Source organism: Pseudomonas sp. AC532 (assembly GCF_979258965.1).
In genome coordinates, this window is the sequence record NZ_OZ409888.1 from 167955 (window position 1) to 191003 (window position 23049).

General features: G+C 64.3%; 25 protein-coding genes. 12 read left to right on the top strand and 13 right to left on the bottom strand.

Annotation, left to right across the window (positions count from 1 at the left end):
* Positions 1-110: 110 nt before the first annotated feature.
* On the bottom strand, positions 111-2720 hold the full coding sequence (gene acnB, locus ACZ0AV_RS00780; RefSeq protein WP_499153257.1) for a bifunctional aconitate hydratase 2/2-methylisocitrate dehydratase: 2610 nt from the start codon (positions 2718-2720) through the stop codon (positions 111-113).
* A gap of 396 nt (positions 2721-3116) precedes the next feature.
* Here acnB and ACZ0AV_RS00785 point away from each other — a divergent pair, with 396 nt between their 5' ends.
* Together ACZ0AV_RS00785 and ACZ0AV_RS00790 are read left to right on the top strand one after the other, a co-directional pair.
* Positions 3117-3593: a DUF1289 domain-containing protein gene (locus ACZ0AV_RS00785; protein WP_499149269.1), complete on the top strand. Its 477-nt coding sequence runs from the start codon at positions 3117-3119 to the stop codon at positions 3591-3593.
* A 198-nt stretch (positions 3594-3791) separates the two neighbouring features.
* On the top strand, positions 3792-4082 hold the full coding sequence (locus tag ACZ0AV_RS00790; RefSeq protein ID WP_499149270.1) for an Rdx family protein: 291 nt from the start codon (positions 3792-3794) through the stop codon (positions 4080-4082).
* A gap of 62 nt (positions 4083-4144) precedes the next feature.
* Here the strand turns inward: ACZ0AV_RS00790 and ACZ0AV_RS00795 are convergent, their stop codons facing one another.
* The gene (locus tag ACZ0AV_RS00795) at positions 4145-4480 is read right to left on the bottom strand and encodes a tRNA-binding protein (protein WP_499149271.1); all 336 of its coding nucleotides are present in this window, start codon (positions 4478-4480) and stop codon (positions 4145-4147) included.
* Between the two features lie 67 nt (positions 4481-4547).
* Positions 4548-5306 carry an AraC family transcriptional regulator gene (locus tag ACZ0AV_RS00800; protein WP_499149272.1) on the bottom strand — a complete coding sequence of 253 codons (759 nt, stop codon included), beginning with the start codon at positions 5304-5306 and terminating at the stop codon, positions 4548-4550.
* Positions 5307-5503: 197 nt separating this feature from the next.
* On the opposite strand from ACZ0AV_RS00800, the gene ACZ0AV_RS00805 reads away from it, so the two are divergent.
* Positions 5504-6328 carry a UDP-2,3-diacylglucosamine diphosphatase gene (locus tag ACZ0AV_RS00805; protein WP_499149273.1) on the top strand — a complete coding sequence of 275 codons (825 nt, stop codon included), beginning with the start codon at positions 5504-5506 and terminating at the stop codon, positions 6326-6328.
* On the top strand, positions 6325-7368 hold the full coding sequence (locus ACZ0AV_RS00810) for a glycosyltransferase family 4 protein (RefSeq protein ID WP_499149274.1): 1044 nt from the start codon (positions 6325-6327) through the stop codon (positions 7366-7368). Before ACZ0AV_RS00805 ends, ACZ0AV_RS00810 begins: the two co-directional genes overlap by 4 nt.
* Before the next feature lie 25 nt (positions 7369-7393).
* Here ACZ0AV_RS00810 and ACZ0AV_RS00815 read toward each other — a convergent pair whose 3' ends face one another.
* From ACZ0AV_RS00815 to ACZ0AV_RS00825, 3 genes are all read right to left on the bottom strand, one after another.
* On the bottom strand, positions 7394-8782 hold the full coding sequence (locus ACZ0AV_RS00815; protein ID WP_499149275.1) for an adenylate/guanylate cyclase domain-containing protein: 1389 nt from the start codon (positions 8780-8782) through the stop codon (positions 7394-7396).
* 186 nt (positions 8783-8968) lie between these two features.
* On the bottom strand, positions 8969-9286 hold the full coding sequence (locus ACZ0AV_RS00820; protein WP_499149276.1) for an Mpo1-like protein: 318 nt from the start codon (positions 9284-9286) through the stop codon (positions 8969-8971).
* Positions 9287-9372: 86 nt separating this feature from the next.
* The gene (locus tag ACZ0AV_RS00825) at positions 9373-10827 is read right to left on the bottom strand and encodes a TrkH family potassium uptake protein (RefSeq protein WP_499149277.1); all 1455 of its coding nucleotides are present in this window, start codon (positions 10825-10827) and stop codon (positions 9373-9375) included.
* A 182-nt stretch (positions 10828-11009) separates the two neighbouring features.
* On the opposite strand from ACZ0AV_RS00825, the gene ACZ0AV_RS00830 reads away from it, so the two are divergent.
* Positions 11010-11375, top strand: coding sequence for a YkgJ family cysteine cluster protein (locus ACZ0AV_RS00830; RefSeq protein ID WP_499149278.1), 366 nt, complete (start codon positions 11010-11012; stop codon positions 11373-11375).
* Between the two features lie 371 nt (positions 11376-11746).
* The gene (locus tag ACZ0AV_RS00835) at positions 11747-12313 is read left to right on the top strand and encodes an NAD(P)H nitroreductase (protein WP_499149279.1); all 567 of its coding nucleotides are present in this window, start codon (positions 11747-11749) and stop codon (positions 12311-12313) included.
* 51 nt (positions 12314-12364) lie between these two features.
* Here the strand turns inward: ACZ0AV_RS00835 and ACZ0AV_RS00840 are convergent, their stop codons facing one another.
* From ACZ0AV_RS00840 to ACZ0AV_RS00855, 4 genes are all read right to left on the bottom strand, one after another.
* A complete protein-coding gene (locus ACZ0AV_RS00840; protein WP_499149280.1) occupies positions 12365-13690 on the bottom strand; it encodes a HAMP domain-containing sensor histidine kinase in 1326 nt (441 codons plus the stop codon).
* A gap of 94 nt (positions 13691-13784) precedes the next feature.
* A complete protein-coding gene (locus ACZ0AV_RS00845) occupies positions 13785-14192 on the bottom strand; it encodes a Spy/CpxP family protein refolding chaperone (RefSeq protein WP_499149281.1) in 408 nt (135 codons plus the stop codon).
* Between the two features lie 144 nt (positions 14193-14336).
* Positions 14337-15020 (bottom strand): response regulator transcription factor, encoded by a 684-nt coding sequence (locus tag ACZ0AV_RS00850; protein ID WP_499149282.1) that lies wholly within the window; start codon positions 15018-15020, stop codon positions 14337-14339.
* Between the two features lie 22 nt (positions 15021-15042).
* A complete protein-coding gene (locus ACZ0AV_RS00855) occupies positions 15043-15342 on the bottom strand; it encodes a YciI family protein (protein WP_499149283.1) in 300 nt (99 codons plus the stop codon).
* 107 nt (positions 15343-15449) lie between these two features.
* On the opposite strand from ACZ0AV_RS00855, the gene ACZ0AV_RS00860 reads away from it, so the two are divergent.
* From ACZ0AV_RS00860 to rluB, 6 genes are all read left to right on the top strand, one after another.
* Positions 15450-16313 carry a PHP domain-containing protein gene (locus ACZ0AV_RS00860; protein ID WP_499149284.1) on the top strand — a complete coding sequence of 288 codons (864 nt, stop codon included), beginning with the start codon at positions 15450-15452 and terminating at the stop codon, positions 16311-16313.
* A gap of 12 nt (positions 16314-16325) precedes the next feature.
* Positions 16326-16955, top strand: coding sequence for an L-threonylcarbamoyladenylate synthase (locus ACZ0AV_RS00865; protein WP_499149285.1), 630 nt, complete (start codon positions 16326-16328; stop codon positions 16953-16955).
* A 1-nt stretch (position 16956) separates the two neighbouring features.
* Positions 16957-17811, top strand: a complete 855-nt coding sequence (locus ACZ0AV_RS00870) for a segregation and condensation protein A (RefSeq protein WP_499149286.1) — start codon at positions 16957-16959, stop codon at positions 17809-17811.
* A gap of 50 nt (positions 17812-17861) precedes the next feature.
* Positions 17862-18674 carry an SMC-Scp complex subunit ScpB gene (gene scpB, locus ACZ0AV_RS00875; protein WP_499149287.1) on the top strand — a complete coding sequence of 271 codons (813 nt, stop codon included), beginning with the start codon at positions 17862-17864 and terminating at the stop codon, positions 18672-18674.
* Positions 18671-18850 (top strand): DUF1289 domain-containing protein, encoded by a 180-nt coding sequence (locus tag ACZ0AV_RS00880; protein ID WP_499149288.1) that lies wholly within the window; start codon positions 18671-18673, stop codon positions 18848-18850. The genes scpB and ACZ0AV_RS00880 overlap by 4 nt, the downstream gene beginning before the upstream one ends.
* 141 nt (positions 18851-18991) lie before the next feature.
* Positions 18992-20173 (top strand): 23S rRNA pseudouridine(2605) synthase RluB, encoded by a 1182-nt coding sequence (gene rluB, locus ACZ0AV_RS00885; protein ID WP_499149289.1) that lies wholly within the window; start codon positions 18992-18994, stop codon positions 20171-20173.
* Between the two features lie 102 nt (positions 20174-20275).
* Here the strand turns inward: rluB and ACZ0AV_RS00890 are convergent, their stop codons facing one another.
* The 3 genes from ACZ0AV_RS00890 to mupP all read right to left on the bottom strand — a co-directional run bounded on the left by ACZ0AV_RS00890 (position 20276) and on the right by mupP (position 22986).
* The gene (locus ACZ0AV_RS00890) at positions 20276-21199 is read right to left on the bottom strand and encodes a GGDEF domain-containing protein (protein ID WP_499149290.1); all 924 of its coding nucleotides are present in this window, start codon (positions 21197-21199) and stop codon (positions 20276-20278) included.
* 249 nt (positions 21200-21448) lie between these two features.
* Complete coding sequence (locus tag ACZ0AV_RS00895) at positions 21449-22189, bottom strand: YciK family oxidoreductase (RefSeq protein ID WP_499149291.1); 741 nt, start codon at positions 22187-22189, stop codon at positions 21449-21451.
* A 125-nt stretch (positions 22190-22314) separates the two neighbouring features.
* Positions 22315-22986, bottom strand: a complete 672-nt coding sequence (mupP, locus tag ACZ0AV_RS00900; protein WP_499149292.1) for an N-acetylmuramic acid 6-phosphate phosphatase MupP — start codon at positions 22984-22986, stop codon at positions 22315-22317.
* Between the last annotated feature and the right edge of the window lie 63 nt (positions 22987-23049).

Consider the following 23049-nt stretch of genomic DNA (forward strand, 5'->3'; position numbering starts at 1 on the left):
AGCTGTGTCCGGTACAGTTGTTGGGCGGGGCGTTTCCGCGCCAACCCTGGATTTCCGGCGCGCATAAAAAAGCCCCGCACCAGGCGGGGCCTTCTAACGCAGGTGAAGCCTTAAGCTTGAACGACCGGGATGTTCGCGTTGGCCGCTGCTTCGCGGAACTCGGCGATCTGGTCGAAGCTCAGGTAGCGGTAAACGTCGGCAGCCATGCTGTCGATGTTCTTCGCGTACTCCATGTACTCCTCGACGGTCGGCAGCTTGCCCAGGATGGACGCGACAGCGGCCAGCTCGGCAGAAGCCAGGTACACGTTGGCACCATCACCCAGGCGGTTCGGGAAATTACGGGTCGAGGTCGACACCACGGTCGAATTCGGCTCGACGCGTGCCTGGTTACCCATGCACAGCGAGCAGCCCGGCATTTCCATGCGCGCGCCGGCCTTGCCGTAGATGCCGTAGTAGCCTTCTTCGGTCAGCTGGTGAGCGTCCATCTTGGTCGGCGGCGACAGCCACAGACGGGTCGGCAGCTGGCCTTTGACTTGCTCCAGCAGCTTACCGGCCGCGCGGAAGTGACCGATGTTGGTCATGCACGAACCGATGAACACTTCATCGATCTTCTCGCCCTGAACGGTCGACAGCAGACGCGCGTCGTCCGGATCGTTAGGCGCGCAGAGAACCGGCTCCTTGATATCGGCCAGGTCGATTTCGATGATTTCGGCGTATTCGGCATCGGCGTCGGCGGACAGCAGGTCCGGTTGGGCCAACCACGCTTCCATCGCCTGAGCACGACGTTCCATGGTGCGTGCATCGCCGTAGCCTTCGCTGATCATCCAGCGCAGCAGGGTGATGTTCGAGGTCAGGTACTCGGCAATGGCCTTTTCCGGCAGCTTGATGGTGCAACCCGCCGCGGAACGCTCCGCCGAGGCGTCGGACAGCTCGAACGCCTGCTCGACGGTCAGGTCGTCCAGGCCTTCGATTTCCAGGATGCGGCCGGAGAAGGCGTTGATCTTGCCTTTCTTCTCGACGGTCAGCAGACCTTTCTGGATGCCGTAGTAAGGGATGGCGTGTACCAGGTCACGCAGGGTGATGCCTGGGTTCAGCTTGCCCTTGAAGCGCACCAGAACCGACTCCGGCATGTCCAGCGGCATGACGCCGGTGGCAGCGGCGAAGGCAACCAGGCCGGAACCGGCCGGGAAGGAAATGCCGATCGGGAAGCGGGTGTGCGAGTCACCACCGGTACCAACGGTATCCGGCAGCAGCATGCGGTTCAGCCAGCTGTGGATGATGCCGTCGCCAGGACGCAGCGACACGCCGCCACGGGTGCGGATGAAATCCGGCAGGGTGTGGTGGGTGGTGACGTCGATCGGCTTCGGATAGGCCGCGGTGTGGCAGAAGGACTGCATCACCAGGTCGGCGGAGAAGCCCAGGCACGCCAGGTCTTTCAGCTCGTCGCGGGTCATCGGGCCAGTGGTGTCCTGGGAGCCGACGGTGGTCATCTTCGGTTCGCAGTAGGTGCCAGGGCGAACGCCTTTGCCTTCCGGCAGGCCGCAGGCCTTGCCGACCATCTTCTGCGCCAGGGTGTAACCCTTGCCCGTGTCGACCGGGGCTTCCGGCAGCTTGAACAGGTCGGTTGGGCCCAGGCCCAGCTCGGCACGCGCCTTCTCGGTCAGGCCGCGGCCGACGATCAGCGGAATACGGCCGCCAGCACGAACTTCATCCAGCAGTACCGGGGTCTTCAGTTCGAACGTGGTGATCACTTCGTCACTGTCGTGCTTGCAGACCTTGCCCTGGTGCGGGTACAGGTCGATCACGTCGCCCATGTTGATGTTCGACACGTCGAACTCGATCGGCAGGGCGCCGGCATCCTCCATGGTGTTGTAGAAGATCGGTGCGATCTTGGTGCCGAAGCAGAAGCCACCAGCACGCTTGTTCGGAACAAACGGAATGTCGTCGCCGAAGAACCACAGCACCGAGTTGGTGGCGGATTTACGCGAGGAACCGGTACCGACCACGTCACCGACGTAGGCGACCGGGAAGCCGTCGCCGTACATCTGGGCGATCTGCTTCATCGGGCCGATGGAGCCTTGCACGTCAGGCACGATGCCTTCGCGGGCCATTTTCAGCATGGCCAGGGCGTGCAACGGGATGTCCGGGCGCGACCAGGCATCCGGAGCGGGCGACAGGTCGTCGGTGTTGGTTTCGCCGGTTACCTTGAAAACCCGCAGGCTGATCTTCTCGGCCAGGGTCGGGCGCTTCTTGAACCACTCGCCGTCAGCCCAGGACTGCAGCACGCCTTGGGCGTGGGCATTGCCTGCCTTGGCTTTTTCGGCAACGTCGTGGAACGCGTCGAACATCAGCAGGGTGTGCTTGAGCTGTTCAGCGGCGATGGCGGCCAATTCGGCGTCATCGAGCAACTCGACCAGGGTGGCGATGTTATAGCCGCCCTGCATGGTGCCGAGCAGTTCGGTCGCACGCTTCTTGTCGAGCAGCGGGGAGGTCGCTTCGCCTTTGGCGACAGCGGAGAGGAAACCGGCTTTCACATAGGCCGCTTCGTCGACGCCTGGCGGCACGCGGTTGGTGATCAGGTCGAGGAGGAATTCTTCTTCGCCGGCCGGCGGATTCTTCAGCAGGTCGACGAGACCGGCGGTTTGTTCGGCGTTTAGCGGCTGGGGCACGATACCCTGGGCGGCACGCTCTGCTACGTGTTTGCGGTAGGCTTCAAGCACAGTTATTACCCTCATCAGTGGTCCCAAATAGGGTGTCCGGGACGCATGCAGGAACGCATTAAACACATCCGTGGCGCAGCCTCATGGGCTGAGCACGATGGTTTCAATGCTTCCATCCGGAAGCTGCTTTCAAAGTTTTACGCCTGCAGGACGGGTCTGATGAGGGGCTGGCATGGTCTGAGGGTGACCACGCCAACATCGTACCTGCAGGATCGACTGTGCTCGTGACGCTTTGAAAACAGCTTCCAACGGACATTGGCGCCTTTCGCAAGGCGCGCTGATTCTAGCGGAAAACTGCGACAAAGGTAAGCGAAAGACCCATCACCCTCTGGGGTGATCCATATTAGACAAAGGGCTAAGATGCTCGCTCTCAAGTCTCGTGTATCGATGTAACGCATGCCCAATCAACCGATCAAGACGCCCTGCGTAGGCCTTTGCTCCACGGTATTCGGCGATACCGTGTGCCGTGGCTGCAAGCGCTTCCACCATGAAGTGATCAACTGGAACGGCTACAGCGACGAGGAAAAACAGTCGGTGTGGCTGCGCCTGGAGGTGCTGCTGGTGCAGGTGATGGCCGCCAAGCTGGAAGTTTTCGACGAGCAACTCCTGCTCAAACAGCTGCAGCAACGGCAGATCCGCTATGTGGCGCATCAATCGCCGTATTGCTGGGCGTATCAACTGCTGGCTCGTGGCGCCCGGGCGATTAGCCAGCTGGATGCTTACGGAATCGTACTGTTGCCGGAGTTTCGCGACTGGGAACTGCCTGACCTGCGTGACGCCATCGACCGGGAGTTCTTCCTGCTGTCCGAGGCGCACTTCGAGCGCTATATCGCGCCGCGTTTCCTCAAGGAAGGCATGGAGCTGCGCGTCTGAGCTGGTGTTCGCTCGCCCTGCGCAGCGTCGGCACCAGTTTGGTCGCCGATCACCCCGCAGGCGCGGCTGCCGGGGCCTCGGCGCGCGGTCTCGAGCGAATGGTGAGGCACGGTCACCAGATCGGCGCCGTGCTTGACCCGCGTGGCAAGCCTGACTCGCGGTGGGCTAGGATGTCCTTCTCAGCCACGGAGCCGACCCATGAACGCCAAAGCCGATGTGACCATCATCTATTGCACGCAGTGCCAATGGCTGCTGCGCGCGGCCTGGCTGGCCCAGGAGCTGCTGTCTACCTTTGCCGATGACCTTGCCAGGGTGAGCCTGGAGCCGGCTACCGGGGGTACGTTTCGTATTCTTTGCAACGGCGTGCAGATCTGGGAGCGCAAGGCCGATGGCGGATTTCCCGAGGCCAAGGTACTCAAGCAGCGGGTGCGCGATCAGATCGATCCGACGCGCGATCTGGGGCACAACGAGCGTTCTGGGCCGAGCTGAGCTGCTTTGCCAGGGCATGGTGGGGTATGGCATTGGTGGCATCAGCGCTGCGCGGCTGCGATTCATGCCAGGCGGGCGCCATTGGGCAGCGGCTTGTCGAAGCTGGCCAGCACCACCTTGCCATCGCCGTCGTACACGCCGGTAACCAGCACTTCGGAGCGCACCCCGGCGATACGCTTGGGGGCGAAGTTGCACACGCACAGCACCTGGCGGCCCAGCAGTTCTGCGGCGCTGTAGTGGGCCGTGAGTTGCGCGCTGGAGGTACGGATGCCCAGCTCGCCTAAATCCACCTGCAGCACATAGGCAGGTTTCAGGGCCTTTTCGTTGGGCGCCGCGCTGATGAGGGTGCCGACGCGCAGCTCGACACGTTCGAAGTCCTGCCACTCGATGACCTGCATGATGACTCTCCTGTTCGGGCCTCCACTGTAAGAGCCCTGAACAGGTTCCGCTGTCGCGTGACTGGCGTTATTTGTCGCGAGTCTGGCGCGCACGCAGTGCTTTGGGTGTCTCGCCGAAGTGTCGGGAAAGCGCCGCGGTGAAAGCACTCTGCGAAGCGTAGCCAACCCTGGCGGCAATCTCGCCGACGCCCAGGCGACTGTTGTGCAGCAACTGCCGGCCAAGGCGCAGGCGTTTGTCGCGCACGTAGGCCATGGGGGTGACGCCGGTTTGCTCGACGAAACGGTGGTGAAAGCGCGCGGCAGAGAGGCCGGCGATGCGAGCCAGATCCGCCACCTGAATCGGGTATTCGGCGCGCCGCTCGATATAGGCGTCCAGCCGCGCCAGCGGCAGGCCGCCGGCAGGGGGCGTATCGGTATCGAGGCTGAGGGCGGCGAGCAGCAGAATCGAGCCTTGTCGAGCCACCAGCGGATCATTGATCGGGCTGGCGGCCAGCCAATTGACCAGCCCGCTCTGGGTCACCGACAAATCCAGGGCCCGCGGGGTCTCCAGCAACCGACGGCTGGTATCGGCATGGTTGCCCAAGTGCTGCTGCAGCCATTTGTCATCGGGCACGTCGAGGACCAGGCATTCACTGCCATCGCGGCTGTTGCAGGCATGACGCGCGCCCGCAGGCACCACTACCAGGGTCTGCCGGCTGATGCGGGCGCCCAGGCCTGTGACCTCGAACTGCAAGTGACCGCTCAGGCCGAAAACCAGCTGCGCGTGGTCGTGCGCGTGGCAGACGGTGTCCTGATGGTAATGACGCACTGACAAGAGCGATGACATGGCAACCTCCTCGACGGTCGTCGCAGTTTACCCGTAACGTAACCGGCGCGCTGGAGGCGAGGCAGCCAGGCACAGCCGACATGCTGCGCCGCTTAGCAGGCTGCACGGCCCTTGCTGTCATCGAATCGCCACGGCCTGGTCACAATCATTTCACCGCGTTCGCGCAAGCTCGGCCGAAATATGCAGGAGAGCGCCCGATGAGCATCGCACAACTGGTAAGGCCAAGCCGCAAGCAGCACGTTCGCACGTTGTGGATTTCCGATGTGCATCTGGGCACACGCGACAGCCAGGCAGAACACCTGGCGGCGTTTCTCAAACGTTATCAGGCAGAGCGCATCTACCTGGTGGGCGACATCATCGATGGCTGGAAGCTGCGCGGCGGCATCTACTGGCCGCAGGCCCACACCAACGTGATCCGACGCCTGCTGACCATGAGCAAGCGCGGCACCGAGGTCATCTACGTGACCGGCAATCATGACGAGTTCCTGCGTCGCTATTCGAAGCTGCTGCTGGGCAACATTCAGTTGGTCGACGAGGCCGAGCACGTCACCGCAGACGGTCGGCGGCTGCTGGTCATCCATGGCGACCAGTTCGACGTGATCACCCGCTACCACCGCTGGCTGGCGTTTCTCGGCGACTCCGCCTACACCTTCACCCTGGTGCTCAATCGCTGGCTCAATCACTGGCGCCGCCGCTACGGCTACGGTTACTGGTCGCTGTCGGCGTACCTCAAGCACAAGGTCAAGAGCGCGGTGAACTTCATCAGCGACTTCGAGGAAGCCATTACCCACGAATGCGCGCGGCGCGGTTTCAATGGCGTGGTGTGCGGGCATATCCACCACGCGGAAATCCGTACGCTGGGCGAGGTCGAGTACCTCAATTGCGGCGACTGGGTCGAATCCTGTACGGCGTTGATCGAACACCCCGACGGGCGGATCGAACTCTATCGGCTGGCTGAAGAACAGGAGCGCCTGGCGCGACTGCAGGCCGACAGGATCGCAGTCATCGAGCCGGCGGCATGAGGCTGCTGATCGTCACCGACGCCTGGGTACCGCAGGTCAATGGCGTGGTGACCAGCCTGCAGGCGTTGCTGGGCGAATTGCGCGAACTGGGGCACCAGGTCGAGGTGCTGTCGCCGGCGGCGTTTCGCTGCGTGCCTTGCCCCAGCTACCCGGAAATCCCCCTGGCGTGGAACCTCTGGCGTGTCGCTGCCGCCATCGAAGCCTTTGCGCCTGACGCCGTGCACCTGGCCACCGAAGGGCCGCTGGGCTGGGCCGCACGCCGCTGGCTGCGGCGCCGCGGGCTGGCCTTCTCCAGTGCGGTGCACACGCGCTTTCCCGAATACCTGAGCGCCCGTTGCCGCTGGCTGCCCCTGGATCTGGGCTACGCCTACCTGCGGCGCTTTCATCGGGCCAGCCGGGCGGTGCTGGTGAGCACCGAGCGCCTGCGCGAAGGGCTCGCCACGCAGGGTCTGCAGCGCCTGGTGCTGTGGCGCAAGGGCGTGAATACGCGGTTGTTCGCGCCCCGAGAGCAGGCCGTGGCACCGGTCAGGGCGGTGTTCCTGTATGTCGGGCGGGTCGCGCCGGAAAAGAACCTGGAGGCGTTTCTCGCGCTGGATCTGCCAGGTGAAAAGTGGGTAGTAGGCGATGGGCCGCAGCGCCAGGCTCTGCAACAGCGCCATGGCGACGTGAAGTTCTTTGGTTATCGGCATGGCGAGGCGCTCGCCGAGTGCTATCGCCGCGCCAGTGTGCTGGTGTTCCCTTCGTTGACCGACACCTATGGGCTGGTGATGCTCGAAGCCCAGGCGTGCGGCACACCCGTAGCGGCATTCGCCGTGCCGGGGCCGCTGGACGTGGTGGTGCCAGGGGTGACCGGCGTGCTGGGAAACGACCTGCAGCAGGCCTGCCTGGCAGCGCTGGAACTGGATCGATCGCGTTGTGCGCAAGCGGCGCTGCAGCACGCCTGGCGGGCATCGGCGGTCGAATTTCTGGCCCGCCAGCCGCTGCTCAGTGGCGAGCCGCTAAACCTCGGCCTGTCGGTACAGGTCGCCCGCGGCTGCTGAGTTAGTCGCGCGGTGCCTCGCGGCATCACATGATGATCTTGTCCCGCAGCTTTTCGGCGGCCTGCTGCAGGGCCTGGATGACCCGCTCCTTGTCGAAGTTCTGGATGCCGTTGGTATCCAGGTACATGGAAAAACCGGGGAGCTCGTGCTCGACGTAGCTCGAGGTGGCGCCCAGGTCGCGGCGGAAGTCCACCACCTGGTAGATCTGCACCGGGCGGCTGAAGCCCTTGACGGTGATCTGGCCCTTGTCGCAGCACATGATCACGTCCTTGATCAGCGAATAGGTCTCGTGGGAGATGAGGATTTCGCCAGCTTCGGCGGCGCTCTCCAGGCGGCTGGCCAGATTCACGTCGCGGCCGATGATGGTGTAGTCCATGCGCGTATCGGCGCCGAAGTTACCTACGGTGCAGTAGCCGGTATTGAGGCCCATGCGGATCTCCAGGGGCTTGGTGATGCCCTGGGCGCGCCAGTGCTGGCGCAGCACCTTCATGTGCTTGCGCATGGCGATGGCCATCGACACGGCGGCCATGGCGTCCTTTTTGGCACCCTGGCTGCTGGGGTCACCGAAAAACACCATCACGCTGTCGCCGATGAACTTGTCGATGGTGCCGCCAAACTTCATGCAAATCTTCGACATCTCGTTGAGGTAGGTGTTGAGCAGGTCGGTCAGGGCTTCGGCTTCCAGTTCCTCGGACAACTCGGTGAAACCGCGGATGTCGGAAAAGAACACCGTGAGCTTCTTGCGCTGGGTTTCCAGGCGCACATGCTTCTTGCCGCTGAAGATCGACTCCCACACCTGAGGCGACAGGTACTTGGCCAGGTTGCGAGCCAGTCGTGCGGCCTTCTCCTGTTCGCTCTTGATCTCGCTGCGCACCTGGTTCAGGCGGATGCCCTGCTGGTGGACGAAGTAGGCGGTGATGCAGACGTATAGTGTGGTGAACAGGATGCTTACAAACGCCACGAGGGCAGGTGTTTGCGGCGCGATGTGCAGGTCGGTCAGCGAGGCGGTGAGCAGCGTGCCGCTGAACGCCACCAGAAGCGCCAGGCCCATGTCGCGGAGCCCGCCGACGATCAGCGCGCTGAAACTCAGGGTCAGCAGGCACATCAGGCTCGGCACCACCGAGAAACCCAGCAGGGCAGCAGCAGCGCCGCAATGCAGAGCATCGACGAACAGCAATGAGATCACGGTGCGCCGCGGGTGTTCGTCGCGAAAGCGCTGGCTCAGCCAGTAGGCCAGGTGCGGGTAGAGCAGCGCGTAGGGCACCATCCACAGCATGTCGTAGCTGAAGGCCTGGGCGTAGGTGCCGGCTGCGATGCTGGCGGCCAACGCGATATAGGCCAGCACGCGCGAGTAGTATTCGCGCATCGGCATCGCGGGTAGCCCGTTTGGAACGGAAGAAAGAGTTGCATTCATGCGGTGGTGACGATCCCTGCCGAGAATCCGACTGCATTACCGCACGCCGTGCTGCAAGCGGCGCGCGGACGGGGCCAGCGGAAAAACGGGATCATATACGCTGGCGTCGAGGGCGGCAAAGGCGCAATGCCATAACCTCGGCGAGCGGTCATATAAGCACCATTACCGGTTTGGGGCTGGCACCGCCTAGAAGCGGATTCGGCCGGTCAACACATCCTTGAACATCACCCAGTCGCCCATCAGCGAGTACAGCGGATGCTGGAAAGTGGCCGGGCGGTTGCGCTCGAAGACGAAGTGCCCGAGCCAGGCAAAGCCGTAACCGATCACCGGCACGGCCAGCAGCCACAGCCACTGCTGGCTGACCAGCGCATAGCCGAGTACCAGCAGCACCAGCAGGCTGCCAAGGTAATGCAGGCGGCGGCAGGTGGGGTGGCGGTGCTCTTGCAGGTAATAGGGGTAGAACTCGGCGAAGGAGTTGAATCGCGCCCGGGGCTGGCTGCTCATCGGTGGCTTCCTGTTGTTGTTATGCGAGGAAGTCTAGGCCGATTCGGGGCGTCCGTGTCGCCCGGTCGTCTGCCGCGGCCGGCCGATCAATGCCGCCAGAAAGCCGGCATCAGTAGGACCAGCACCGTGAGGATCTCCAGGCGGCCCATCAGCATGCCCAGGGTCAGCAGCCATTTGGCCATGTCCGGCAGGCTGGCGTAGGTGCCGGCCGGGCCGATGATCGGGCCCATGCCCGGACCGACGCCGGACACGGTACTGGCGGCGCCGCTCAACGCGGTGATCCAGTCCAGGCCGCAGAGGGTAAGCGCCAGGGCCAGCACGGCGATGATGATGGTGAAAAAGAACGAGAAGGTGAGAATCGAACGGACGATGTCCTCATCGAGGCGGTGGCGGTTGTACTGCTGCTTGATCACCGCGCGCGGATGGACCAGTTGCATCAGGTTGGCCTTGAGCAGAATGTAGGCGACCTGAAAGCGAAAGATTTTCAGGCCGCCAGCGGTGGAGCCCGAGCAGCCGCCGATAAACCCCAGGTAGAAGAACAGCATCCCGGCGAAGCCGCCCCACAGCGAGTAGTCGCCCAGCGCGAAGCCGGTGGTGGTCATGACCGATGTAGCATTGACCGCCACGTGGCGCACGGCGTCGAGCCAGTGCAGGTCGGTGGTCAGGTAGTACCAGGTGCCCATGCTCAACCAGACGCTCAGCAGGATGGCAAGAAATCCGCGAACCTGCTGGTCGCCCAGTACCGCGCTGAAGTTGCCGCGCAGGGTCGAGACGTAGAGCACGAACGGCAGGCTGCCAAGGATCATCAGCACCACCGCGACCCAGTGCACGGCGGGTTGCGTCCATTTGGCCAGGGACTGGTCGGAGGTGGAAAAGCCGCCGGTGGAGATGGCCGACATGGCATGGTTGATGGCGTCGAAAAAACTCATGCCGGCCAGCCAGAAGGCCAGACAGCCGAGCAGGCTGATGCCGAAATACGCAACTGCCATGTACTTGGCGACCATGTGCGAGCGCGGCATGACTTTATCCGAGCGGTCCGAAGACTCGGTCTGGAACAGGCGCATGCCACCGATGCGCAGCATCGGCAAAATCGCCACCGCCATCGCGATGAAGCCGATACCGCCGAGCCAGTGCAGCATCGAGCGCCAGATCAGAATGCCGGGCGACATGCTGTCCAGGCCGGTCAACACCGTGGCACCCGTTGCAGTGATCCCCGACATGCTTTCGAAGAACGCGTCGGTATAGCTCATGTGCTGGGTGAACATGAACGGCAGGGCGGCAAAAATACACACTATCAGCCAGCTCGAGACCGTCAGCAGGTACATGTCACGGGGGCGCAGGTGAACGTCCTGCGGACGCCCGCGCACGACCATTGCCAGCCCGGCGACAAAGGTGATCAGGCTTGACCAGATGAAGGGACTCAGCTCGGGCGCGCGATCGAAGGCCAGCAGCGTCAGCATGGGGCCGGTCATGCCGGTGGCCAGGGTGATCAGGAAAATCCCGTTGATGAACGCGATGAGTCTCAGAGTCGGCCAGGCCATCGGGTTTTTTCCGCAAAAAAGTGGCGCCATTCTACCCGTGCCACCACTGCTGTAAACCTGTCTGTCGGGCGGCCTTCAGCACGCTGCACAAGGGGTTTTCGGCACTCTTTACAAGTTCATGGCCATGATTAGAATACGCCCTCAGGTGCCGGCCCTTGCCGGTTTCTGAGCCCTTTCGAATCATGTCCAATCCTTGTCTCGCGTGCGGCGCCTGCTGCGCGCATTTTCGTGTGTCTTTCTTCTGGGGTGAGTGTCAGTCAGCAGGCGGAAGCGTGCCGGACGACCAGGTAATCCAAATCACCCCGCACCGTGTTGCCATGCGCGGTACCGAGGCCAAGCCGTCGCGCTGCAGCGCATTGCTGGGTGATGTCGGCCACGGCACGCGCTGCACGCTCTACGAGCAGCGCTCCAGTACGTGCCGGGAGTTCGAGGCCTCCTGGGCCAACGGCCAGCACAACCCGCATTGCGATGAAGCCCGGCGCGCCCACGGCCTGCCGCCGCTGATGCCGCCCCTGGAGCCGGAATTGTCACCAGACCGCGTCGCCTGACTCTCGGGGCCGATATGACGCAGGCGCTGCGCTATGGCCGCAATCGTTTTCGCGCCGGGGGCGACGCTCCCACACGGGGGCGCTGTTGGCAGGCACTGGCCGCTGTCGTAGGAGCTGCGCCCCCGCAGCGAATGGTGGGCACGACGCAGGTGCTGCGGTATGGCCGCAATCGCTTTCGCGCCGGGGGCGACGCGCCTACGCGGTGGTGGCGCTGTTGGCAGGCGCTGGCCGCTGTCGTAGGAGCTGCGCCCCCGCAGCGAATCGCGGGCACGACGCACGTGCTGCGCTATGGCCACGGTTGCGTAGCGCGGCATGTGTGATGACCGGTTGCCTGGGCTGGTAGACTCGCTGTTTTTTCTGGAGGTGAGCCGATGGATGCCCTCGATGCGCTGATCAACCGTGTCTCCGTTCCCCGCCTGGTCGAGCCGGCGCCAACCGCGGCCCAGCGCGAGCAGCTTTTTCGCGCCGCCTTGCGCGCACCGGATCACGGGCAATTGCGTCCCTGGCGGTTCCTGACCATCGAAGGGGAGGCCCGGCAGGCTCTGGGCGTGCTGTATGCCAACGCACTGACGGCGAAATCCGCCGATGTCAGCGAAGAGGCGTTGGTCAAGGCGCGCAATATGCCGCTACGGGCGCCGTTGCTGGTCGTGGTGATCGCCCACGTGCAAAAGCACCCCAAGGTGCCTGCGCAGGAGCAGGTGGTAGCTGCCGGCTGCGCTGCCCACGCCATTCTGCTGGCCGCCCATGCGCAGGGCATCGGTGCCGTGTGGCGCACCGGTGAGCTGTCCCATGATCCCTACGTGGATGCCGGTCTGGGGCTGGCGGATAACGAGCAGGTCGTCGGTTACCTCTATATCGGCACGCCCGAGCGCGAACTGCGTACGCCGGTGCCGTTGGCGGTCGAAGATTTCGTCCGCGCCTGGCCCTTTCCGTCCTGACGTACGGTTTGCCGCTGTGACCGGCTCGCCTCGCAGGCCGCGACCGGACCGCTAGGCGGGTATGGCCAGCGGCAGCACCAGCCTGGCGGTGAAGCCGCCGTGGGGATGGTTGTCCAGGTGCAGGTAGCCGCCGTGGCGTTCCGCGGCGCGGCGCGCGATGGCCAGGCCGAGGCCGTGGCCGGGTGCGCTCTGGCCGGGCGCGCGGAAGAATGGCTCGCCCAGTTGCGCCAGGTGTTGTTCGGCGACGCCTGGGCCGTGGTCGCGAACTTCCAGGTAGACCTCGCCCGCGCGGCGCACCACGTTCAGTTCGATGGGCTGGCCGGCGGGGCTGAAGCGCAGGGCATTGCGCAGCAGGTTGTCCAGCGCCCGCTCGAGCATGTCCGGCCAGCCATGCAGGTGCATGCCGGGTTGCAAGGTGATGTCCAGTTGCTGGTCGGGATGGCTGAGTCTCAGGTCGTCACGCAATTTACCGGCCAGCTGAGCCAGGTCGATGGGCTGCGCCGAGCCGGGTTCGCCATCGAGGCGGGCGAGGGCGAGGATTTCACTGATCAGCGCTTCCAGGCGGTCGCACTCGCGAATCAGCCGCGGCCAGAGTTTTTCTCGCTCCGCTGGCTCGGCGCGCTCCGCCAGCGCCAGGGCGACACGCAAGCGGGCAAGTGGCGAGCGCAGCTCGTGGGAAACGTCACGTAGCAGCTGGCGCTGGCTGCCGATCAGGTCCTGCAGGCGCGCGCCCATGCGGTTGAAGTCGTTGGCCAGCACGCCCAGTTCGTCACGCCGGCTGGCCAGGCGCGCCAGGCTATTCTGCTGGTAAGTGGTTTGGCCGAGGTCGTGCACCGCACCACGCAGGCGATTCAGTGGGCGGGTGATGGACAGGGTCAGCAGCAGGCTGAGCAGGGTCAGCACCACCAGGGCGATGCCCAGCGCGCTCAGCGGCCAGAGCAGGCTGCCACGGTGCCAGGCGTCCAGCTCCGGGTGCGCAATGCGGTAGATGAACAGGTAGGTTTCGCCGCTCGACGGGCTGGTGTAATCGGTGGTCAGGCGCCGCCAGGGCAGGCGCCGATCGCCTTCGTTACGTTCTTCGAAGGCCGCGGCGCGTGGCGGAAAGGTGCCGCGTACCGCGGGCTGGCCCGCTTCCGTGAGCACCTGGGTGTCGATGCGAAAGCGTCGTTTGCGTTGTTCGAGTACAGCCTGCGCGGCACGTTCGCCACCTGTTTCGTAGGCCTTTACCCAGAGGGCAGGCAGGTCTTCCAGGCCGGGGTGCTGATTGAGAATCCAGGCGTCCTGGTTCAGGGCGCGACCCAGCAGCATGGACAGGCCGGCTACCAGGGCAATCGCCAGCCAGAAGCTGCCGAAGATTCGCCAGAACAATGAACGCACAGGAGCTCCTTGAAACGCCAAAACCTGCGCCACGGTAGTGGCGCAGGTCGATGAAGTGGCGCGGCGCCCAGGTTGCAGGCGTCGCGTACGGCGGTCAGCCGGCTTTCTTGTGTTCGAGCTTCCAGGCTTCGAAGGCCTGGCGGTCGGCTTTGCGTTCTTTCATTTTGGCAGCCTGCTCATCGAAGGCCTTCTGCTGCTCGGGTGTCAGCAGGGCGCGGATGGCAGTCTGTTGCTTCTCACGCGATGCCTTGCGCTCGGTTTCCAGTGCCTGCTTGTCGGCTGCCGGCAGTTTGTCCAGATAGCGTTGGGTAAGTTCGCGATCGTTCTTGCGTTGCTCGCCCATCAGCTTGTGCACCTGGCGTTGTTGGTCCTTGCTCAGGTCCAGTTGCTGAAAGAAGCGCGGGCCGTGATCACTGCCTGGACGGTGGTCACCGCCGGGGGCTGCCATTGCCAGCGTCGGCAGCGTCATGGCGAGGAGCAGGGCGGTCATGGTCTTGCGCATGGTGTATCTCCTTGTCTCGAAACCGGCCAGTTGCCGGATGTGCCCAGATTAGGGGTTCCAAGGTAAGGCGCAGTCAGCCAAGGTAAAGGCAGGGTAAAGAGCGACGGCGATTGGCGAGTGCCCAGGCCGGTCGCAGGCAGGCGCTCAGCTTGCGTAGTAATAGCCGCGGCCGCGCAGAGCGATGATCCGTGGCCGGCCATCGGGGTGCGGGCCGATTTTCTTGCGCAGGTTACTGACGTGCATGTCCAGGCTGCGGTCGTAAAGGGTCAGTTTGCGGCCCAGGGCAAGTTGCGCCAGCGCCTGCTTGTCCACCGGCTCGCCGGGCTGCTTGAGCAGCGCCTCCAGCACGCGGCTTTCGGAAAGGGTCAGGACGATCTCCTGGCCATCTGCGCCAAGTGCTGCCACGCCGCGTGCCGGGCTGAAGCGCAGGTCGCCCAGCTCCAGCTGGCTGGTGGCGGCCGGCGGCAGGCTGCGGCGCAGCACCGCGCGCAGGCGGGCGGTCAGCTCGCGGGGGTCGCAGGGTTTGGCCAGGTAATCGTCGGCGCCCAGCTCCAGGCCGAGAATCCGGTCCAGCGGCTCGCCACGGGCCGAGAGCATCAGCACCGGCAGCTCGGGGTGTTCGCTGCGCAGTTGCTTGAGCACCTCCAGGCCGCTGCCGTCCGGCAGCATCACGTCCAGCACTACGGCATCGGGGGCCGCTTGCGAGAGGGCCTGACGGGCGCTGCGGCCGTCATGGCAGGCCGTCACACGGAAGCCCTCCTGGGTCAGCCAACTGGCCAGCAGGTCACAGAGCTCGACATCGTCATCGATCAGCAGCAGGTCGCTCATGGTTGGCGGTGACGATTCCCGGTCATGGCAGCACGTGTTTGAACGGCTTGACCATCACCTCGGCGTATACGCCGGCGTCGCGGTACGGGTCGGCATTGGCCCAGGTCTTGGCGGCGTCCAGCGACTCGAACTCGGCGACGATCAGGCTGCCGCTGAAACCCGCAGCGCCCGGGTCGTTGCTGTCGATGGCAGGGTTCGGGCCAGCGAGAACAAGACGGCCTTCGGTTTTCAGTTTCTCCAGGCGCGCCAGATGGGCGGGGCGCACGGAGAGGCGACGGTCCAGGGAGTTTTCCACGTCGGTGGCGATGATGGCGTAGAGCATGTCGATCCTTGGGTTCGCGAACAGAGGGAGAGAACGCAGCGCGTGCCAGCAAGAATCCGCCAGCCGGGGCATAATAACAAACATGAATCGTCGGGAAAGCGCCCCTTATGCAGGTTGATCTTCACTGTCACAGCACCGCCTCGGACGGCGCCCTGCCGCCTGCCGAGGTGGTCGCACGTGCCCATGGCCGCGGCGTGCAGCTGCTGGCGCTGACCGATCACGACACCCTTGAAGGGCTCGATGAAGCTGGAGCCGCTGCGCAGGCCCTGGGCGTGCGGCTGGTCAACGGTATCGAGTTGTCCTGCACCTGGGGCGGGGCGACCATCCACGTGCTCGGCTACGCCTTCGACCGTGACGCACCAGCCTTGACCCAGGCGATTGCCGACCTGCACCAGGGGCGCTGGCTGCGCGCCGAGGAGATTTCCCGGCGCCTGGCGCTCAAGGGCATGGATGGCGCGCTGGAAGGGGCGCGCGCCCTCCAGCTGGCCCAGGGCGAGAGCGGCAACGCGCCGGCGCGGCCGCATTTCGCCGAATTCCTGGTGCGCGGTGGTTACGTCAAGGATCGCGCCGATGCGTTCCGCAAATGGCTGGGCTCCGGCAAGCTGGGCGACGTCAAGCAGCACTGGCCGACGTTAGATGAAACGCTCGCGACCCTGCGTCAGTCCAACGCATGGATCAGCCTGGCGCATCCCTGGCAGTACGATTTCACTCGCAGCAAGCGCCGCAAGCTGGTGACCGCCTTTGCGGCAGCCGGCGGGCACGCGCTGGAGGTGGTCAATGGCATGCAGCCTGCCGAGCAGGTGGGTGGCCTGGCGATCCTGGCGCGCGAATTCGGCCTGCTGGCCAGTGTTGGCAGCGACTTTCATGCGCCTGGCGACTGGTCGGAACTCGGTTTGTACCGGCCGTTGCCCGATGATCTGTCACCCATCTGGACGCGGTTCGCCTGCGCCCCGTCTGCCGATGCCGTTTGAGAGCCCCTGACCATGAGCCAGTTTTTCCAGATACACCCGGAGAGTCCCCAGGCCCGCCTGATCAAGCAGGCGGTCGAAATCATCCGCAAGGGCGGGGTGGTGGTCTATCCCACCGACTCCTCCTACGCGGTCGGTTGCGTGATGGGCGCAAAGAGCGCGCTGGAGCGTATCCGCCGCTTGCGCCAGCTCGACGACAAGCACAATTTCACCCTGGTGTGCCGCGACCTCTCGCAGCTCAGCACCTTCGCCAAGGTGGATACCGCGGCCTTTCGCCTGCTGAAGAATCACACCCCTGGCCCCTACACCTTCATCCTCAACGCCACCCGGGAAGTGCCGCGTATGCTGCTGCACCCCAAGCGGCGCACCATCGGTTTGCGCGTGCCCAATCATCCGATCGCTTCGGCGCTGCTCGAAGAGCTTGGCGAGACGATGATGAGCGTCAGCCTGATCCTGCCGGGTGAGGATTTGCCAATGAGCGATCCCTACGAGATGCGCCAGATTCTCGAGCATCAGGTGGATTTGATCATCGATGGTGGTTTCGGCGGGTTGGAAGCGTCCACGGTGATCAGCTTGCTCGACGACGAGCCCGAGGTGATCCGCGTCGGTTGTGGCGATCCGTCGCCGTTTGCCGAGCAGCGCTGAATTGACGACCGACACGGCCGCCCCCGTCGACAGCCAGGCCGGCGCTCAGCAGGAACTGCCGTTTGCCGTGGTGTATGGCCGGGCGTTGACCGAACTGCCGGTGGACCTGTACATCCCCCCGGATGCCCTGGAGGTCTTTCTCGAAGCCTTCGAAGGCCCGCTGGATCTGCTGCTCTACCTGATTCGCAAACAGAACATCGACGTGCTGGACATCCCCGTGGCGGAGATCACCCGCCAGTACATGGGCTATGTCGAGCTGATGCACAGCGTGCGCCTGGAGCTGGCCGCCGAGTACCTGGTGATGGCCGCCATGCTCGCCGAGATCAAGTCGCGCATGCTCCTGCCGCGCTCGGCCGAAGCCGAGGCGGAGGAAGACGATCCGCGGGCCGAGCTGATCCGCCGGCTGCTCGAATACGAGCGCTACAAAGCGGCGGCGGAAGGCATCGACGGCCTTTCCAGGGTCGGCCGCGACCTCACCGTGCCACGTGTCGAAGCGCCTGAAGCGCGCGCGCGCAAGCTGCTGCCGGAGGTGAGTTTGCAGGAGCTGCTGGTATCCATGGCCGAGGTATTGCGCCGCGCCGACATGTTCGAAAGCCACCAGGTAAGCCGCGAGACGCTGTCGACCCGCGAGCGCATGAGTGACGTGCTGGAGCGGCTCAAGGGCGGCGAGTTCGTGCCCTTCGTCGAACTGTTCACGGCCGAGGAAGGTCGCCTCGGCGTGGTGGTGACCTTCATGGCGATTCTCGAGCTGGTCAAGGAGTCGCTGGTCGAGCTGGTGCAGAACGACGCCTTTGCCGCCGTGCATGTGCGCCTGCGCGTGGCGGGCGTCGAAGAGGACGAGAGCGAGTTCGAATGAGCTGCTAGACTCGCGTTTTTTTTGTAGCTCACTCGCGGTATCTCCTGACGATGAATCTGTCCGATCCCAAGCAACTTGCAACCTTGCTCGAGGGCCTTTTGCTCGCGTCTGGCAAGCCGCTGTCGTTCGAGCGGATCATGGAGTTGTTCGAGGAGGCCGAACGGCCGGAGCCCGACGTGTTTCGCAAGGCGCTGGCCATTCTCGGCGGCAGTTGCAAGGGGCGCGCGTTCGAACTCAAGGAGGTGGCCTCCGGCTACCGCCTGCAGGTTCGCGAGAACCTTTCCACCTGGGTCGGCCGGCTTTGGGAGGAGCGCCCGCAACGTTATTCGCGCGCCCTGCTGGAAACCCTGGCGCTGATCGCCTACCGCCAGCCGATAACTCGCGGCGAGATCGAAGAGATTCGCGGCGTGGCGGTCAACAGCCAGATCGTCAAAACCCTGCAGGAGCGCGAGTGGATTCGCGTGGTCGGTTATCGCGACGTACCTGGTCGCCCGGCGATGTTCGCCACCACCAAGGGTTTTCTCGATCACTTCAACCTGAAGAATCTCGATGAGCTGCCTCCATTGGCCGCGTTGCGCGAGCTGGAGCCCGAGCCGATCCTCGCCCAGGACGACGATCCGGACGTGCCGCAGAGTCTGCAGGCTCGCGCCGATCTCGCCATGGGCGACGAGGCACAGGCGGATAGCCGTTCCGAGTCCGCTTCCCAGACCAGCTTCGGCTCGCTGCTGGCCGAGCTCGACGCCATGGAGCAGGGCCTGAAAACCGATTTCGATGACTTGGCACAGGGTGACGAAGGGCCGAACCGCGACGAGCTGGGCGATGTCTCTGCAACTGAGCGTGACAGCCGTGAAGAGAGCCCATGAAAGATCCCTGCATCAGTGTCTGCAAGTTCGACAACGACATCTGCCTGGGCTGCGGGCGCAGCAAGGCCGAGATAAAGGCCTGGAAGAAGCTCGACAAGAGCGAACAGCGCCTGGTCCTGGCTGAAGCCGACATGCGCCTGCTGGTTCTCGGTGACAAAGCGCGTCGCAAACGCTGAGTTGGCCACCAGGCGCTGGACGCGTTCATCTGGTCGGCTATGCTCTTGCGCCAGGTGCGTCGAGTGCCTTATCCGCGTATGATGCGCGCCCCTTCGACGACATGGTCGTCCCATCACCAGAGAACACCGGGAGGTGCCCAGATGAGTGAAACCGAAGAATACAGCCCCGCTGGCGAGAAACTGCAGAAGGTCCTGGCTCGCCTGGGCCTGGCATCACGCCGCGAAATCGAATCCTGGATCAGCGCCGGCCGCGTCAAGGTCAACGGCAAAGACGCCACCCTCGGCCAGCGCGTCGACCTGCATGACGCCATTGCCATCGATGGCCGCGTGCTGCGCCGCGAAGAAGCGGCGGAAAGCGTGCGCCGCGTACTGATTTACAACAAGCCCGACGGCGAGATCTGCACCCGCGACGACCCTGAAAAGCGCCCAACCGTGTTCGATCGCCTGCCGCGTCCGAAAGAGGGTCGCTGGATCAACATCGGCCGCCTCGACATCAACACTACCGGCTTGCTGATGTTCACCACTGACGGTGAGCTGGCCAACCGCCTGATGCACCCGTCCTACCAGATGGACCGCGAGTACGCCGTGCGCGTGCGCGGCGAAGTCGACGAAGAGATGATCGAACGTCTCAAGGCTGGCGTGATGCTCGAAGACGGCCCGGCGAAGTTCACCGACATCAAGGAAGCGCCTGGCGGTGAAGGCTTCAACCATTGGTACCACTGCGTGGTGATGGAAGGTCGTAACCGCGAAGTGCGGCGCCTGTGGGAATCCCAAGGCCTGGTGGTCAGTCGCCTGAAGCGCGTGCGTTTCGGCCCGGTGTTCATGACCTCCGACCTGCCGATGGGCCGCTGGCGCGAAATGGGCCAGCGTGAAGTCGACATCCTCAGCGAGGAAGTCGGTCTCAAGCCGGTCGCACTGCCGGAAATGAAGGAGAAGGCCCGCGACAAGCTGGACCGCCTGCAGCGCAAGGCGGCCAAGCCGCTGGGCCGTGGTGAACGTCCTGGCCGCGCGTTGCGCCCTGCGGCCGGCGGCGCCGCGCCAGCTTCCAGCAGTGGCCGTGGTGCCCGCGAGGAGCAGGGTGAGCGTCCGGCGCGTGCGCCACGGGCGCCGCGCGGTGAAGGCCGTAGCGAGCCGTCGCGCGGCACGCCGGTGGCCGAGCGCCCGCGTGACGTGGGCAAGAAGCCTGGCAAACCGCGCGTTGAGCGTGCCGAGTCCGGCGAGCGTGCCCCGCGCAAACCGGCGGGCGCCGACAACCGTCGCGGCCGCCCGGCCGGCGATGGCCAGCGTCCCGGTTTCGGGCGAGGCAGCCGCAAGCCGCAGTAACTGATCCCGGGCAGCGGCAAGGCTGCCAGCGATCATGAACAAAGGCCCCGTTCTCGTGAGCGGGGCCTTTTTTTGTCGATCGGTTTTGTTGCGCCGGCGGTTTCAGCCCGCCATGGCCATGCAGTTGCGACCGCTGCCCTTGGCGCTGTAAAGCGCCTTGTCCGCACGCCCGAGCAGGCTTTCGATCGGCTCACCGGCTTCCAGGGTGGCGCAGCCGAGGCTGATCGACAGTTCGATGGGCTTGCCCTGCGCCAGACACTGCAGATCCATCACCGATTGACGCAGACGTTCGCCCACCAGGGCAGCACCTTCGCGGGGTGTGCCGGAGAGCAGCACGAGGAATTCCTCGCCGCCATAGCGGAATACCATGTCGATGTTGCGCAACTGATTCTTCAGGGTAGTGGCCACGGCCTTCAGCGCTTCGTCACCGGCGCTGTGGCCATGCTCGTCGTTGATGCGCTTGAAATAGTCGATATCGAGCATCAGCAGCGAAAGCGGTTGCCCATTGCGGCGGGCCAGTTCCACTTCGCGGCCCAGCACCTGATCCATGGCGACACGGTTGCCGGTGTTGGTCAGCGGGTCACGCAGCGCGCTCTGGATCGCGACGCGATACAGCAGGGCGTTGCGCAGCGGGAACAGCAGGCTGCCAAGCAGGGATTCGAGCTGCGCCAGTTCCTGATCGGCGAAACGCTGGCGGCGGCGAAAGGTCAACTCGCCCAGGTATTCGCTCTCGTGACTGAGGCGGTAGGTGGCCGAGTGGTTGGCCTGCTGGCCCATCTCCAGCCGCAAGTCGCTGCTCGTGTGCTGGTAACCCATGGCATCCACCGGAACCAGGTGCTGCAGCTCACGGAAGAACATGCCGAGAATGCGTTCCGCGTCCAGGCTGGTCTGCAACTGCAGGCCGAGGCGCTGGCGCAACTGGGCAAGACTGACCGGGCGGGCCTGATCCTTACGATTCGAGAAGCCGAGGCGCTGCAGCTTGGCAGCGTCGAAATCGATCGTGTTTTTCTGGCTAGGTGGAACCATTTTGATGAACCTCTGGCGCTTTGTTGCGGCTTGAAAGCCATACAGCGAATTTCGTGCCATATTTTTTCGGCTGCCTGGAGGCCTTTAGGTTCAAGGGGTTAAGACGAACGGAGGGCGGCGCAAGGCCATTAATGGCAATCCGCCGTCAGAACCCCGGCAAGGATTTGCCGGGGCTTGCGCAGGGCTGACAATTTCCTGTCGCCCTGCGCACGATTGCAAAATCAAAGGCGACGGGAACTCGCCAGAAGGTTATTGCGCGTCAAATGCCTGGCCATTTACGCCGTGGCTGTCCGGGCCCATCAGATACAGGTAGACCGGCATGATGGCGTCGGGCAGGGGATTGTTGTCCGGGTTTTCGCCGGGATAAGCCTGAGCCCGCATGTCGGTGCGGGTGGCGCCGGGATTGATGCTGTTGGCGCGGATAGCCGTAACGCCGTCGATTTCATCGGCCATCACCTGCATCAGCCCCTCTGTGGCGAACTTGGAGACCGCATACGCGCCCCAATAGGCGCGACCCTTGCGGCCGACACTGCTTGAGGTGAATACCACCGAGGCGTCGCCGGAGAGTTTGAGCAGTGGCAGCAGGGTACTCGTCAGCATGAAGGTGGCGTTGACGTTGATCTGCATGACGCGCATGAAGTGTTCGCCTGACAACTGTTCCAGCGGCGTGCGCGGGCCGATGATCGAGGCGTTGTGCAACAGGCCGTCGAGCCTGCCGAATTCCTTTTCCAGCATTGCCGCCAGTTCGTCGTACTGGTGCGGCAGCGCGCTTTCCAGGTCGAAGGGAATCACTGCCGCCTGCGGGTGACCGGCCGCCTCGATGGCGTCATAGGTGCGTGCCAGGTTGTCTTCGTTCTTGCCGAGCAGCAGCACGGTGGCGCCGTGGGCGGCGTAGGTACGTGCCGCGGCGGCACCGATTCCGCGTCCTGCGCCAGTGACCAGAATCACGCGATCCTTGAGCAGGTCGGGTCGGGCGGTGTAGTCGAACATGGCTGGGTCCTTCAGGTAGCGGGTATGTAGAGGGCGAATCGAAGTGTGCCGACGGGCTGGCGGGGTGATTCCGAGCGACGGCACTGGGGCCGTCGCTGACTGCTGTCATTGGATGGGCGAGCGTCTCAGCAACTGCACAGCGCCTGATCGAGCACGGTGCGCAGTTCCAGCGGATGGTCGACCACCACGTCCGCGCCCCAGTGCCGTGGATTGTCGTCGGGGTGGATGTAGCCATAGGTGACCGCGGCGGTCCTGGTGCCGGCTGCGCGGCCGGACTCGATGTCGCGCAGGTCGTCGCCGACGAACAGCACGCTGGCCGGATCCAGCTTGAGCGTGGTGCAGGCCAGAATCATCGGCTCCGGGTCTGGCTTGCTGCGCGTCACGTGGTCCGGGCAGATGAGGATGGACGAGCGCTCGGCCAGGCCCAGGCGCTGCATGATCGGCTCTGCGAAGCGCAGTGGCTTGTTGGTGACCACGCCCCATATCAGCTTGGCGCGCTCGATGTCGTCGAGCAGCGTTTGCATGCCGTCGAAGGGGCGGGTAAGCACCGCACAGTGATCCTGATAACGCTCCAGAAACTCCAGGCGCAAGGCTTCGAAGCCTTCGTTCATCGGGTCGATGTCGAAAGAGTTGACGATCATCGCCCGAGCCCCGCCCGAGACGTGGTCGCGGATCAGTTTGTCATCGACTGGCGGCAGGCCGCGGTCGGCCCGCATGGCCTGGCAGATGGCGATGAAATCCGGCGCGCTGTCGAGCAGTGTGCCGTCCATGTCGAAAAGAACCGCGCGCAAGCGCATCAGGCCTCCTTGGGAATCCGAACCGTATCGTTGACGTTGAGCCCCAGGCCGCCGGCATGGCGT

Coding starts and splice junctions, on each gene's coding strand:
- ACZ0AV_RS00795 (WP_499149271.1), bottom strand. CDS start 4,480: ATGCAGGTCATCGAGTGGCAGGACTTCGAACGTGTCGAGCTGCGCGTC.
- ACZ0AV_RS00790 (WP_499149270.1), top strand. CDS start 3,792: ATGAACGCCAAAGCCGATGTGACCATCATCTATTGCACGCAGTGCCAA.
- ACZ0AV_RS00815 (WP_499149275.1), bottom strand. CDS start 8,782: ATGAATGCAACTCTTTCTTCCGTTCCAAACGGGCTACCCGCGATGCCG.
- ACZ0AV_RS00825 (WP_499149277.1), bottom strand. CDS start 10,827: ATGGCCTGGCCGACTCTGAGACTCATCGCGTTCATCAACGGGATTTTC.
- ACZ0AV_RS00860 (WP_499149284.1), top strand. CDS start 15,450: ATGCAGGTTGATCTTCACTGTCACAGCACCGCCTCGGACGGCGCCCTG.
- ACZ0AV_RS00865 (WP_499149285.1), top strand. CDS start 16,326: ATGAGCCAGTTTTTCCAGATACACCCGGAGAGTCCCCAGGCCCGCCTG.
- ACZ0AV_RS00845 (WP_499149281.1), bottom strand. CDS start 14,192: ATGCGCAAGACCATGACCGCCCTGCTCCTCGCCATGACGCTGCCGACG.
- ACZ0AV_RS00785 (WP_499149269.1), top strand. CDS start 3,117: ATGCCCAATCAACCGATCAAGACGCCCTGCGTAGGCCTTTGCTCCACG.
- ACZ0AV_RS00895 (WP_499149291.1), bottom strand. CDS start 22,189: ATGTTCGACTACACCGCCCGACCCGACCTGCTCAAGGATCGCGTGATT.
- mupP (WP_499149292.1), bottom strand. CDS start 22,986: ATGCGCTTGCGCGCGGTTCTTTTCGACATGGACGGCACACTGCTCGAC.
- rluB (WP_499149289.1), top strand. CDS start 18,992: ATGAGTGAAACCGAAGAATACAGCCCCGCTGGCGAGAAACTGCAGAAG.
- ACZ0AV_RS00850 (WP_499149282.1), bottom strand. CDS start 15,020: ATGAGCGACCTGCTGCTGATCGATGACGATGTCGAGCTCTGTGACCTG.
- ACZ0AV_RS00820 (WP_499149276.1), bottom strand. CDS start 9,286: ATGAGCAGCCAGCCCCGGGCGCGATTCAACTCCTTCGCCGAGTTCTAC.
- ACZ0AV_RS00880 (WP_499149288.1), top strand. CDS start 18,671: ATGAAAGATCCCTGCATCAGTGTCTGCAAGTTCGACAACGACATCTGC.
- ACZ0AV_RS00890 (WP_499149290.1), bottom strand. CDS start 21,199: ATGGTTCCACCTAGCCAGAAAAACACGATCGATTTCGACGCTGCCAAG.
- ACZ0AV_RS00800 (WP_499149272.1), bottom strand. CDS start 5,306: ATGTCATCGCTCTTGTCAGTGCGTCATTACCATCAGGACACCGTCTGC.
- ACZ0AV_RS00830 (WP_499149278.1), top strand. CDS start 11,010: ATGTCCAATCCTTGTCTCGCGTGCGGCGCCTGCTGCGCGCATTTTCGT.
- scpB (WP_499149287.1), top strand. CDS start 17,862: ATGAATCTGTCCGATCCCAAGCAACTTGCAACCTTGCTCGAGGGCCTT.
- ACZ0AV_RS00855 (WP_499149283.1), bottom strand. CDS start 15,342: ATGCTCTACGCCATCATCGCCACCGACGTGGAAAACTCCCTGGACCGT.
- ACZ0AV_RS00805 (WP_499149273.1), top strand. CDS start 5,504: ATGAGCATCGCACAACTGGTAAGGCCAAGCCGCAAGCAGCACGTTCGC.
- ACZ0AV_RS00835 (WP_499149279.1), top strand. CDS start 11,747: ATGGATGCCCTCGATGCGCTGATCAACCGTGTCTCCGTTCCCCGCCTG.
- ACZ0AV_RS00810 (WP_499149274.1), top strand. CDS start 6,325: ATGAGGCTGCTGATCGTCACCGACGCCTGGGTACCGCAGGTCAATGGC.